General features: G+C 43.6%; 13 protein-coding genes. 8 read left to right on the forward strand and 5 right to left on the reverse strand.

What is annotated here, in order from left to right; translation table 11 throughout:
• The first annotated feature begins 24 nt into the window (after nucleotides 1-24).
• Nucleotides 25-3018 (forward strand): S-layer family protein, encoded by a 2994-nt coding sequence (locus tag F6J99_RS31240; protein ID WP_293118786.1) that lies wholly within the window; start codon nucleotides 25-27, stop codon nucleotides 3016-3018.
• Here the strand turns inward: F6J99_RS31240 and F6J99_RS31245 are convergent.
• Nucleotides 2948-3181, reverse strand: a complete 234-nt coding sequence (locus F6J99_RS31245) for a hypothetical protein (protein WP_293118788.1) — start codon at nucleotides 3179-3181, stop codon at nucleotides 2948-2950. The two genes, F6J99_RS31240 and F6J99_RS31245, sit on opposite strands and share 71 nt — an antisense overlap.
• A 286-nt stretch (nucleotides 3182-3467) precedes the next feature.
• Here F6J99_RS31245 and F6J99_RS31250 point away from each other — a divergent pair, with 286 nt between their 5' ends.
• The 6 genes from F6J99_RS31250 to F6J99_RS31275 all read left to right on the forward strand — a co-directional run bounded on the left by F6J99_RS31250 (nucleotide 3468) and on the right by F6J99_RS31275 (nucleotide 8565).
• Nucleotides 3468-6116, forward strand: coding sequence for a CHAT domain-containing protein (locus F6J99_RS31250; RefSeq protein ID WP_293118790.1), 2649 nt, complete (start codon nucleotides 3468-3470; stop codon nucleotides 6114-6116).
• A gap of 24 nt (nucleotides 6117-6140) precedes the next feature.
• Nucleotides 6141-6443: a hypothetical protein gene (locus F6J99_RS31255; protein ID WP_293118792.1), complete on the forward strand. Its 303-nt coding sequence runs from the start codon at nucleotides 6141-6143 to the stop codon at nucleotides 6441-6443.
• Nucleotides 6444-6819: 376 nt separating this feature from the next.
• A complete protein-coding gene (locus F6J99_RS31260) occupies nucleotides 6820-7236 on the forward strand; it encodes a helix-turn-helix domain-containing protein (RefSeq protein WP_070395812.1) in 417 nt (138 codons plus the stop codon).
• A 234-nt stretch (nucleotides 7237-7470) separates the two neighbouring features.
• Complete coding sequence (locus F6J99_RS45750; protein ID WP_365974591.1) at nucleotides 7471-7614, forward strand: BrnT family toxin; 144 nt, start codon at nucleotides 7471-7473, stop codon at nucleotides 7612-7614.
• 115 nt (nucleotides 7615-7729) lie between these two features.
• On the forward strand, nucleotides 7730-7969 hold the full coding sequence (locus F6J99_RS31270) for a hypothetical protein (protein ID WP_070395813.1): 240 nt from the start codon (nucleotides 7730-7732) through the stop codon (nucleotides 7967-7969).
• 167 nt (nucleotides 7970-8136) lie between these two features.
• Nucleotides 8137-8565, forward strand: a complete 429-nt coding sequence (locus F6J99_RS31275; protein ID WP_070395814.1) for a DUF433 domain-containing protein — start codon at nucleotides 8137-8139, stop codon at nucleotides 8563-8565.
• A gap of 84 nt (nucleotides 8566-8649) precedes the next feature.
• Here F6J99_RS31275 and F6J99_RS31280 read toward each other — a convergent pair whose 3' ends face one another.
• The gene (locus F6J99_RS31280; RefSeq protein ID WP_293118795.1) at nucleotides 8650-9528 is read right to left on the reverse strand and encodes a DNA adenine methylase; all 879 of its coding nucleotides are present in this window, start codon (nucleotides 9526-9528) and stop codon (nucleotides 8650-8652) included.
• An 11-nt stretch (nucleotides 9529-9539) separates the two neighbouring features.
• Nucleotides 9540-10412: a NotI family restriction endonuclease gene (locus tag F6J99_RS31285; RefSeq protein ID WP_075898676.1), complete on the reverse strand. Its 873-nt coding sequence runs from the start codon at nucleotides 10410-10412 to the stop codon at nucleotides 9540-9542.
• A 388-nt stretch (nucleotides 10413-10800) separates the two neighbouring features.
• Here F6J99_RS31285 and F6J99_RS31290 point away from each other — a divergent pair, with 388 nt between their 5' ends.
• Nucleotides 10801-11406: a hypothetical protein gene (locus F6J99_RS31290; RefSeq protein WP_293118797.1), complete on the forward strand. Its 606-nt coding sequence runs from the start codon at nucleotides 10801-10803 to the stop codon at nucleotides 11404-11406.
• A 5-nt stretch (nucleotides 11407-11411) separates the two neighbouring features.
• Here F6J99_RS31290 and F6J99_RS31295 read toward each other — a convergent pair whose 3' ends face one another.
• The gene (locus F6J99_RS31295; protein ID WP_293118799.1) at nucleotides 11412-11642 is read right to left on the reverse strand and encodes a hypothetical protein; all 231 of its coding nucleotides are present in this window, start codon (nucleotides 11640-11642) and stop codon (nucleotides 11412-11414) included.
• Nucleotides 11573-12796 (reverse strand): chromate transporter, encoded by a 1224-nt coding sequence (locus F6J99_RS31300; RefSeq protein WP_293118801.1) that lies wholly within the window; start codon nucleotides 12794-12796, stop codon nucleotides 11573-11575. Before F6J99_RS31300 ends, F6J99_RS31295 begins: the two co-directional genes overlap by 70 nt.
• Nucleotides 12797-13101 lie beyond the last annotated feature (305 nt).

Here is a 13101-nt window from a genome sequence, read left to right on the forward strand (position 1 = left end):
ATGAAACCTTGGATTTACGGACTTGTGCAAACAAGTAGCGTTGTATTGTGTTCTCTACTGGCTGCAACTACGGCATTAGGACAAATCACTCCAGATAATACCCTCGGTAATGAAAGTTCTTTGGTAAGGCCCAATGTAAATGTTAAGGGACACCTAGCGGATTTGATAGAAGGTGGGGCGATTAGAGAAAGCAATTTATTCCATAGCTTCTCAGATTTTAATGTTGCCGAGTTTGGGCGAGTTTATTTTGCGAATCCTGCTGGAATTACCAACATCCTGAGTCGGGTAACTGGAGCTAAGGTTTCCAATATTTTAGGGACTCTGGGAGTTTTGGGAAATGCTAACTTATTTGTGATAAATCCAAACGGTATTTTCTTAGGTCCTAATAGCATACTGGATCTGGGAGGGTCATTTTTTGGGAGTACTGCTGATAGTGTCTTGTTTGAAGATGGCACAGTATTCAGTGCTAAAAATCCCAATCAGAAACCGTTATTAACGATTAATATACCATCTGGCTTGCAATACGGATCTAATCCAGGGAGTATTACTAATCAGTCTAGTCTTTTTCAGGTACCAAATGTTCAAACATTAGGACTAATTGGTGGTGACATTAATATTCCTGATGGTCAGTTAACAGCAACCGATGGACGGATTGAGCTGGGGAGTGTTGGTTCTAATAGCGTGGTGAACTTGATACCAACGGATACTAGTTTTGTATTGGATTATTCAGGAGTTCAAGAGTTTCAGGATATTAGTTTGTCCGAGGGTGCTTTTGTTAATACCAGTGGGGAAAGTGGTGGCAGTATCCAGGTGCAGGGGGCTAAGGTGAGTTTACGCGATCGCTCTTTGGTTCTTGCGAATACCGAAGGGAGTGGAAGTGGGGGTGGCATAGTTGTTAAGGCTTCACAGTTGAGTCTTGAGGGTGGTTCTAGGATAACTACAGATGTAACTGGCTCAGGGCAGGGGGGAGATGTCAGGATTACCACTGGGGAGTTAATGGTTTCTGATGGAGCAAGAGTTTCAGCTATCACAACCGATGAAGGGGACAGCGGAAATTTGACAGTGGATGCCTCTGAATCTGTTCAAGTAATTGGTACTGATGCCTCGGGTGGGATTTTCAGCGGCTTGTCTACTCAAGGTAATTCAAACTCAAAAGGAAAAGCAGGAGATTTGAGTATTCCCACTGGCAAGTTAATAGTCTCTGATGGAGCAAGAGTTTCAACTGACACTTCTGGCGAAGGGGACGGGGGAAATTTGACTGTGAATGCCTCTTCTACTGTTCAAATCATTGGTACCTCAGTCGATGGTCTGCCTGTCAGCGACTTGTCGGCTGAAACTTTTGGGAAAGGAAATGGGGGAGATTTGAGTATCACCACCGGGGAGTTAATTGTCAAAGATGGAGCACGAGTTTCAGCTAGCACTGCGGGTGTTGGGGACGGGGGAGATGTGAGTATTACCACTGGACAGTTAATTGTCAAAGATGGAGCAGAAGTTTTAGCTGTCACTGTTGGTGAAGGGGACGGGGGAAAGTTGACTGTGGATGCCTCTGAATCTGTTCAACTGATTGGTACTGATGCCGATGGTTCGGTTTCCAGCGGCTTGTTGGCTGAAGCTTTTGGGAAAGGAAATGGGGGAGATTTGAGTATCACCACTGAGCAGTTAATGGTCAAAGATGGAGCAGTTGTTTCAGCTAGCACTGCGGGTGTTGGGGACGGGGGAGATGTGAAGATTACCACTGGGGAGTTAATAGTCTCTGATGGAGCACAAGTTAATGCTGCCACTGTTGGTGAAGGGGACGGGGGAAAGTTGACTGTCAATGCCGACTCTACTGTTCAACTGATTGGTAGGTCAGCCGATGATCGGGTTCCCAGCGGCTTGTTTACTCAAACTAACGGGACAGGAAAAGCGGGAGAGTTGAAGATTACCACTGAGCAGTTAATGGTCAAAGATGGAGCAACAGTTTCAGCTAGCACAACCGGTGAAGGGGACGGCGGAAATTTGACTGTGGATGCCTCTGAATCTGTTCAACTGATTGGTACCTCAGCCAATGGTCAGTATCGCAGCGCCTTGGCTACTCAAACTCAAGGAACAGGAAAAGCGGGAGAGTTGTTGAAAATTACCACTGGCCAGTTAATTATCTCTGATGGAGCAGCAGTTAGTGCTCAAAGCAATCAACCGGGGAGTTCAGCAGGCGAAGTAAAGATTAATGCCAACTCCATCTTCCTAAACAACAATGGAATCATCACAGCAGAAACAGCAGGAGACAAAGGCAATATTAATCTATTATATTCCCGTGTCATCCGACTCTTTAACCAAAGCCAGATTACCACTGACGCTGATAATACCACTGGGGGCAATATAACCATTGATACTGATGTCTTACTCGGTCTGGGAAATAGCGACATCACCGCCAATGCTGAAAAAGGACCAGGAGGTCGTGTTGAGATTGATGCATCCAAAGGCATCTTTGGCTTAAAGTTTCGAGACCGTCTAACTTCAGACAATGACATCACCGCTACGTCTGACCTTGGCCCATCCTTCAGCGGTGAAGTAATCCTCAACACCCCAGGCGTAGACCCGACCTCAGGATTAACGGAGTTGCCAGGAATCCTGGTCGATGCAGAAGCCATCCTGGCCAATGACCTTTGTGGCTTTGAGAATAATCGGATTGCTGGCGGGAGTTCCTTCACCATTACCGGAAAAGGGGGTTTACCAGCTAGTGCAGACGATCCAGTGATTAATAGCGACACCACAGTGGGCTGGAGAACTCGTCCTGGCTTAGCCAGCAGCAGAAGACAACAATTACAGCAATTACGGCAGCAACCTAAGGCCAAAGGCCACGCTACGCGAACAGTGAGACCCCCTTCCCAAGACAAAAAAGTGATTATCGAAGCCCAAGGCTGGGTAACAGCAAAGGATGGCACAATTATTCTGACGGCTCATCCCTTTAGGGGTACTCCTGTTGAGCAGATATTGCCCCATCTTGATTGTCATTCGGGAGTAGGGAGTAGGAAGTAGGGAGTAGGGAGTAGGGAGATGGGGAGATGGGGAGATGGGGAGATGGGGAGATGGGGAGAGTAACATAGCATTTTTCTAAGAGTAGTGAACATACTCTCTCAAAGAAAGGCAAGAGGCAAGAGGCAAGAGGCAAGAGGCAAGAGGCAAGAGTTAATGGGAGCATGTCACTTATGCAGCAACATTAGTACGCTTATCTGGGGAATGGGTAATAGGTAATGGGTAATAGGTAATGGGTAATAGGTAATAGGGGGAGCATGTAACTGACTGACCGACTGACTGAAGAATATTTGTACATTATCTATAGCCCCCGGGTAAAAGCCAAGCTCATATGGTACATAGTTCATCTGTTCTGCAACATAGACTTGCTCCGTTGAGTTAATCAACTATTCTTACTATTCCCTATTCCCGTTTTCCCATTCCCAGATCCGCTGTTCCCTTAATTAATTATTATGAAAAAACTATCATTTCTAATTGCAATCGCATTAACCTGCTTCCTACCATCGGGGAAAGCATTATCAAATTCTCAAGGAATCACACCCAATTCCCGATTCCCGTTCCCCTCCTGGGAGGGGTTAGGGGTGGGTTCCGATTCCCAATTCCCGATTCCCGTTCCCCTCCTGGGAGGGGTTAGGGGTGGGTTCCGATTCCCGATTCCCGATTCCCAATTCCCGATTCCCGATTCCCCAGACCAACAAGCCCAACAACTCTATGAAACAGGTCAATATCAAGACGCTATACCGTTGTTGGAGCAAATGATTAGTAACTACAGGGAGAGTGGCGACCTTATTGGTGAAATTAATTCCTTAGTCAATCTAGCTTTAGTTTATCAACGTTTGGGAAACCTAGACCAAGCATTAGAAACCATATACCAGAGTTTTACCCAACTATCACAACTCGATAATACCAAAGAACGTCAAGAATTACAAGCCCAAATTTTGTCAGTCCAAGGACAAGTATACTTATCTCTAGGTCAGGGGGAAAAAGCTTTATCAATTTGGCAGGAAACTAGTGCTATCTACCAAGAGCTCGGAGACCTAAATAGATTAACAGAAAGTCAGATTTACCAAGTGCAAGCCTTACGAGTATTGGGGTTGTATAATCAAGCTACTAAAACTTTAACTCAAATCAAGGAAACTCTTCAAGACCAACCCGATAGCAAACTCAAAAGTAGAGCCCTCCAATATCTAGGTGATGTGCTGCGCCGAGTAGGAAAATTCCAAGACTCTCAAGAAATTTTACAACAAAGTTTAGCCATAGCCGAAAACTTACCAAATCAGACCTTGATTGCTGAGATTCTGCTCAGTTTGGGAGATACAGCTAGATTACAAAGAAAAACAGAATACGCTTTGGATTTCTATCAACGAGTTGTCAAGGAATCTCCCTTACCCCATCTTAAAATTCAGGGACAATTAAATCAACTGAGTATATTGATAGCGAAACAAAAGTGGTCGCAAGCCAGAGCATTATTGCCAACTATCGACTATACATTAACCACATTATATCCCAGTAAAACCGCAATCAATGCTAGAATTAAGATAGCAAAAACCCTGTTAAAATCTGAAAACACACAAATAAAAAACCCCAAATGCCTTGCTACTTATCTCGCCGATGCTATTAAGCTAGCTAGGAATTTAGGAGATAAAAGAGCGGAAGCTGAAGCCATTGGTAACTTGGGAACCTTATACGAATACAATCAACGTCTTGATGAAGCCCAAGACTTGACCGAAAAAGCCTTAGTCATTGCTCAAGGAATCCAGGCTCCGGATTTAGCCTATCAATGGCAATGGCAACTGGGCAGAATTCTAAATCTAAAACAGGATAAAAAAAACGCGATCGCGGCCTATTATCAATCCGTGATAACCCTCCAATCTATCCGTAGCGACCTAGTCACGATTAGTAGCGATATTCAGTTTGATTTCCGAGAGAGCGTCGAACCAGTCTACCGAGAATTAGTAGGACTACTGCTCGAACCAAATGCATCTCAAGAAAACCTCAAAAAAGCACGAGATGTGATTGAATCCCTGCAACTAGCAGAACTAGACAACTTCTTTCGCGATGCCTGTTTAGATGCCAAACCAGTTAATATCGACGAAATAGACCCCAACGCTGCTATCGTCTATACCATTATCTTGCCAGACCGGCTGGAAGTAATTGTCACCTTGCCGGGACAACCTCTGCGCCAGATCACCACTAACTTACCCAAAATAGCAATAGAATACCAACTGGCTTTGGCTTGGAGAAATATTACTAGCCCTTGGCGAGGTCTTCAAAAGGAAAACTTACAAACAATACACAACTGGTTAATCGGCCCGATTCAGGCCGAACTAGCCAATAGTAACATCCTCACCCTAGTATTTATCCCCGACGGAGCCCTGCGCAATCTTCCCATGTCTGTGCTTTATGACGGGGAAAAGTATGTGATCGAGAAATATAGTATTGCCGTAGCACCCAGTTTACAACTAATCGACTCCCAAGCAAACGCCAGACAAAACTTTTCAGTTCTGAGTGCTGGAGTGACGGAAGTTCGTCCCCATCGTCCCAATTTAGCACCACTTCCTGGGGTGAAGGTGGAATTAGAGAATATCAAGGCTCAAGTTCCTTCATCGATTCTACTCAATGAATCCTTTACTGAATCCAACTTCAATACAGAAGTTAATACCTCTGGTTACGAAATCGTTCATCTCGCCACTCATGGTCAATTCAGTTCAGTAGCTGAAAAAACCTTTCTGCTGACCTGGGATGACGTGATCAATCTCAATGAGTTAAATAGTCTAATCTCAGCCGATCAAAAGCAAAAAAATCCCATTGAATTACTCGTCCTCAGTGCTTGTCAGACAGCGGCAGGAGACTCCCGAGCCGCTTTGGGATTGGCTGGAGTAGCAGTGCGATCTGGCGCACGCAGTACCATTGCCAGTCTTTGGTCTGTGGACGATCTAAGCACTGCAGAGCTAATGACTCACTTTTATCAGAGGTTAGCCAAGGGCAATGTTACCAAGGCTGAAGCTCTGCGACAAGCTCAACAGGAGCTGTTGCAGACGGAGGATTTTAATCACCCGTTTTATTGGTCAGCTTTTATTTTGCTGGGAAATTGGTTGTGAAAATTAGGGATTAGGGTGTGGGGTGTGGGGTGTGTGGGAGGTATGGGGAGGGTGGGGAGATGGGGAGATGGGGAGATGGGAACAGGGAGTAGTTGTGTTTGGTGCGATCGGGTAGCAATTCAGCAAAAAGCGATCGCACGGGTCGCACCTGTAAAATGCCCATCTTGGTGGAACTGGCATCTTGCCAGTTTCATGCTTATGGGCATTTTGGTGGAACTGGCATCTTGCCAGTTTCATGCTTATGGGCATTTTGGTGGAACTGGCATCTTGCCAGTTTCATGCTTATTGTCAAGCGGGCAGGATGCCCACTCTACTCCGATTAATTAATTAATTTAGCAACGCCGCTTTTTTGTGCTGCTAACCAATGTAGTGCATCGCTGCAATAGTTTTTATTACCCCTTTTTCCACCTTTAACATTCTTACAACTTTTACAACACTTATCACCCTTTAAACGCAGATTGTGTTAATGCAACAGTTTTTATGACCCCCTTAACTCTTTCCTCTCTTACCACCTTTACCTCCCTTTAGCTAGAAATAGCGTCAATGCAACAGTTTTTATGACCCCCTTAACTCTTTCCTCTCTTACAATCCTTACCACTCTCTAGCTAGAGATAGTGTCAATGCAATAGTTTTTCTAAGCCCTTGCATCTTCTGATAATTTGTGTTAATATAACAGTATTGTTAAAGCAATGGTTTTACCGCCATGATGATTTCTACCGCCCAAGCCGCTGAATTACTAGGTGTTTCTGCCACTCGCGTCCGTTTCCTGCTGAGCAAGGGCAGAGTGAAGGGGGCTTATAAGGTGGGTAGAACTTGGGTGATTCCTCTGTTTGACGGTATGCCGGTGGTCACCCCTGGTACTCGTGGACCGAAGCGGAATTGGTCAAAGCGTACGGAGTACACTAAGGCTGTGATTCACGTTAATCAAAGGGTAATTCGCCAAAATCTCAAGAGCGGGGAGCGTAACCCTGTGATTACGGTCAAACGGGGTTCTAAAAATATTTATGGTCATACGGTAGAGGTCAATGGCCCCTGTCGGGTGATGTATCGTCCTGATGATCCATTACATTGTGGGGCTAGGGTGTGGATTGAGACGATTTCTGATTTTAAGGTGAGTTGATTTGGTCAGTGGTCAGTGGTCAGTGGTCAGTGGTCAGTGGTCAGTGGTCAGTGGTCAGTGGTCAGCCGTCAGCTTATTTTATTCAAAATACAAGTTAATTGAAGAGCGACTTTCAGCATCGTATCCCTAGAGACATTACACCAGGTTTATCTGTGGGAAATGTTTTGAAGTTGTTTGTAAGCTTGAGTGATTCCTATTATGCTACGCTAGCAACCGATAGGCTATGATTTGGACATGGAATTTGAGTGGGATGAGTCAAAAGCTTTTGGCAATATTAAGAAACACGGTGTTAGTTTTGAAGAAGCTAAGACTGTCTTGAATAATCCATTAGCAGTGATCTTTGATGATCCATTACATTCTGTAAACGAACAACGATAAATTATTATTGGTGACTCTCAAAGAAATCGGTTGCTCTTGGTTTGTTTCACAGAAAGTTCTAACGCTATTCGTATCATTATTGCCCGTCCAGTTACTCGAAGGGAACGTCAAGATTATGAACAAAACACCTTTCAGTGAATCACCAGACTTTGATGATGAGATGCTGCCTGAGTACCAATTCGACTATCGCAAAGCAAAGCCCAATCGTTTTGCTAGCAAAAGTGGCAAAACTATGAACATTGTGGTGTTGGATGAGGATATCGCGGAGGTCTTCACTACACCAGAAGCGGTGAACAAAGCCCTAAGGGCATTGATTGAAGTTGTACCGCGAACGGTGAAAGTAGATGATTGCTGATTGCTTACGGATAAACAGCTAAGGTGGCAATATAGTGAGCAGCAATCAATTAATGCGATTGGCCTCTGGCCACGCTTCGCGATCGCATAAAACTAGACCCAACCAGTAGCAGCTTTCCTAGTGTTAGCGTAGTTAATTATGGATTCAGTCTTTGAAAAATAAAGGATATGAGTTTACAGTCTAATGGAAAAGTGGCTATCATTCGTACAGAAAGGGGATTAACGATATCAGGTACACGCATCACACTCTATGATGTAATGGATTACCTAACTGCCGAATATCCTCCTAAGTTCATTCGTGGTCTGTTCAATCTAACCGAGGAACAAATAAATGCTGCTCTGACCTACATTAAGGCCAATCGTACTGAAGTCGAAGCTGAGTATCAAATTGTAGTTAAAGAAGCTGAAGAATTGCGACAGTATTATGAACAGCGGAATCGTGACCTGATTGCCCGACTTGCCAAAAAGCCACCATTACCAGGTAGGGAGGCGGCTTGGGAAAAGCTGCAAGCACAGAAAGCAAAACATCAAGCTCAATTTGAGTCCCAGCGTCAGCGGTCAGCTTATTTTATTCAAAAGCACCGATTGCGCTACTAGATCGGTGCTTCGCGAACAGTAGCCTTGACTACCGCCAATGGCTGATAGCTGATAGCTGATAGCTGATAGCTGATAGCTGAATAACTAATATAAAAACCAATCGAAATTTCGGCTAATCAACAATTCTGTCTTCTTGGCATGGTGAGTGTTTTTCATCGCAATAGGTTGTATAGCAAATTCATAGCGACTTGCTAGATCCCTTGTTTCTTCTGTATTGTCATAGCTCATCAGAAAATCGCCTTCTAATTTGCTAGCAAGTTTAAATAGAGCTTCATGATCAACTGCTGAATATCGATAGAGCCTGCGCCCAGCTTTTAAATAAGGTGGATCAATAAAATAAATAGCATCGTTGCGGTGATAATTTTGCTCACAAACCTCAAACCCATCCCCAGCAATAAATTTAATTTTTGTCTTGATTTCAGCAATAGAAAGTATGCGCTTTTTCAGGGTTTGAGGATACCAGCGTGACGTGATTCCTTTGCCATTTTCCCCATTTTTCATAAAACTAGCACCATCAGCCAGAATTCCACCACGATTAACGCGATTTTTAACTACTGTTGCGAAAGCGAGAGATTCAAGAGATTCATTTGCAGAATCAATAGCTTGCTTAGCACTCTTTGCAGTTAGATTAAAATTGACAATAGTTTCGGCTAGCCATTCGGCACCACCACCTAAAATGACCTGCCACACAGCAGCAACCCCTTCATCTTTTTCTACCATAGTCACTCTACCTACTAAATTATCGAAAGCAGCAGTAAGACTGACTATACCTCCACCAGCAAAAGGTTCAAAAAGTTCCTTATCTGTACCACCTTTATTATACAACCATTGGCGAATTTGGGGTATTAGCCAAGTTTTACCACCAGCATAGCGAAATGGGCTACGTTGCGGCACACTAGCTACATTTATGACTTTTTTATGACTGGTGAGAGAGGCAGTATTAAATAGCTCAAGTTGAGTCATTGGCTTATCCTTTATTGTAAAGGAAGATCTACTATAGTTTGAGTGTCTGGAGGATTATCTAGTTTATCATCAAGTTTCTGTTGAAGCACTTCAAGGAAATCTTCTACGTTACCAGCTTTCGGTGTTGAAATAGCGTTAATTGCTGCCCAGTATTCTGTATAAATTACATCGTGTAACGTCAAATTGAACTTATTTTTTTCCTGTTCTAGGGTGTAAAGATGCCAGGCAACTTCCGATTTATCCCATTCAACCTGTGGCAATTGTGGCAGAGTATCAAAGAAACTCTTTTGTAAAACGATTACCTGTTTCTTATTCCACTCACGAAAAATTGACCCCTTATACAAAAGCTGAGGGAGGAGGCGTTTGCGTGAGGATGATAGATAATCTGGACTAGGATAATAAGTTGTCAATTTTGCCCAATCTATAGTTTTCCAGTCTTCAGGATTACTAATATACCTTTCAAAGGGTTTTCTAACGTTACCAGAAATATAAACAGCTTGCACTTCTACAGAGCCAAAATCTAAAACTTTTCCTCGATCATCATAAGAAACTAAGACTAGATCAATATTTCCAGCGGACTGACCATTGGCATCTTTCAAGCGAACCTCTGTCAGGGAAGTCCAATTAGTTTCCTCTCCAAAGAAATAATTAGCGGCATTTTCAGCAATTAGCCAATCCTGTCGGAAGCGAACTGGACAAGTAATGACCGATTCATCCCTGTGATAGATACTACATACACCTAGAGGATTGTTTGCCTTATCTTTGGTGCAATTCGGCACCTTATTGTTATAAGGACACAGTTTGTAGCGACGATAGCGCTTTGCCTGTTCTGTGAAGTTGTTAGTTGGGAATCCGAAGACCTCTGCAAGAGGATTGTTGGACATATCAATTTAGTATAGTACTTATGTAAATCTAAGACTACCGTAAGAAGGTCAAGATATTGATTAAAGTTGTACCGCGAAGGGTGAAGCTAGATGATTGCTTACGGATGAACAGCTAAGGTGGCAATTTATAGTAAGCAGCAATCCATATGATGCGATCGCGTTCGCGCAGCGTCGGCTCTGCCGAAAGCGTGGCCTACGGCCAATCGCTTTTAGCGGCTCCTAGGTCGCATCCCTAAGCGTGGCCTTTTGGCCAAGGTCAATCGCAACCAAGTTCCAGCAAACTTCCTAGTGCAATTCGCTACTTGCCCGATTGTCACGTTTCTTCGGACTGCCCTATAAAATAGATACAGCTCAACCTTACCGTTAGGCTCAAAATCAGGAGACTTACGTGGCATACAGTGACTTTACTCTCAAGAAAGTAAAGCTTGACTTCAATATCGAGACTGTGGAGGATCAGTCACTATTTTCCAATACTGAAGAAATTAAAATAAGTGATTATCTGGCACAGACCTTAAAAAGAAATGTCCCTTTAGCGTTAGCCATTAATACGGAAAAAGCTAGGTCAGAACTAATCATTATTAATATCTTACTGGAAGTCAAAGAAAAAGCATCTGAAAAAATTAGTCTATTCTCAGGCATTGATTTTAATGTAGATAAGGAAAAAGGCTTAACTGGATTTTGTGATTATATCATTAGCGGTTCAGAAGAACAGTTATATTTAGATTTGCCGGTAATTACCATAGTTGAAGCTAAGAATGAAAATATTATATCTGGCTTAGGCCAATGTATTGCCGAAATGTATGCTGCTCAACTCTTTAATCAAGAAGCAAATCATGATTTACCCTGTGTATATGGTGCAGTCACAACAGGGGATGAATGGAGATTTGTTAAGCTTGATAAAAATGTCGCTTATATAGATCATAATAGCTATTATATTAGCGATATTAAGAAAATTATTGGGATTCTAGTCAACATGGTTAACGGAGAAGCCTAATACTATTAGGAAAGGGAGCAGGGAGCAGGGAGCAGGTAATAGGTAACAGGTAATAGGTAATAGGTAATAGGTAAGGGAAAAGAGAAAAAATTCTGTCTACCTAATTCTCTCGATTCCCGATTCCCGATTCCCGATTCCCGATTCCCGACTCCCGATTCCCGATTCCCTAAAACCCAATCGATAACTGGAATAATTGTGAAATCAATCCTATAATTCCCCCGATTAACACTAACCATAGGGAATTTACCTTAAATCGAAATACCAGCACCGCGCTAGTTATTGCCACTATAACGGTTAACCAATCAACTAAGGCAGTACGTGCTAAAATGTAGGTTACTCCTGTCATCAGTCCTAAGGAAGCCGCATTAACACCGTCGAGGAATCCACTTGCCCAGGGGGATTGGCGTAGCTTGGGCACCCAAGGATTAATGATTCCGACTAACATAAAGGCAGGCAAGAAGATTCCAACGGTGGCAGCGATTGCGCCAACATTACCATTCAGGAGATAGCCAATGAAGGTAGCAGTGGTAAACACAGGACCGGGAGTGACTTGACCGATTGCGATCGCATCAATCAGTTGTTGAGAAGTCAGCCATTGGTGGCGCTCTACTAAATCTTGTTGTAGAAACGCCAGCAGCACATAGCCACTACCATAAAGAACGGAGCCAATTTTTAGGAAGAATAGGAACACACTAACGGAAGATACTGAAGCAGCGGATGGTACACCGGTCTGGGCTAAAAGACTAGAGAAAGGCACAAGTAAAGCACCTGTGATGTTATTTCCTCTACGCCACAGGGTTTTGACTAGCATTACCGCAGCTCCCACCAACAGCAGTAATAGAATTTCATGGGTACCTAAGAAGAAAGCGATAGTAGCTGCAACTCCTGCTACTGTGGTGGGAATATCTTTTGCTGCTTTTTTCCCCAACTTCCATAACGCTTGTAAAACAATAGCGATGATAACTGGTTTGATACCATAGAGGAGCCACTCTACCTGGGGCACACTCTGGTAACGGGCATAAATTGCTGCCATTATCCAGACAATCACCATTGCTGGCAAGATAAAACAAGAACCAGCAACAAACAGCCCTCGCCATCCTGCTCGCTCATAACCGATGTGAATGGCTAATTCTGTAGAGTTAGGACCTGGAAGAAGATTGGTAACGCCCAGTAGATCCAGCAGCTTCTCATGACTCATCCACTGTCGTCGCTTCACTACTTCATCATCCATCATGGCAATGTGAGCAGCTGGGCCACCAAAGGCAATTGTCCCCAATTTAAAAAAGACTAGTGCTAATTCTTTTAGTCGTTGTCCCTGTTGTTGTGGGGACAGTTGAGCGTCAGAACGGTTGTGTTGCTCAGGCTGAATATCGTCTATTTCGTTAGACACTGGCTTGACTCGAAAGGTGTCAAGGTTAATATACCAAGTCTTATACCCATGACCTACAAATCCCTGGGTTTTAGGGAACAGGGAGCAGGGAGCAGGGAACAGGGAACAGGGAATCGGGAATCGGGAATAGGGGTAATAAAATGTAATTTATAACTATTTATATATAGTTAAGTATTTAACTGTTCGCGTAGCGTGCGCGTTTTTGTGGTTATTTTATTTGCCTATTGCCTATTCCCTATTCCCTGTTCCCTGTTCCCTGTTCCCTGCTCCCTGCTCCCTGTTCCCTAAAACCCAGGGATTTGTAG

The sequence above is a fragment of the Moorena sp. SIO4G3 genome, from assembly GCF_010692305.1.
Lineage (GTDB): Bacteria > Cyanobacteriota > Cyanobacteriia > Cyanobacteriales > Coleofasciculaceae > Moorena > Moorena producens_A.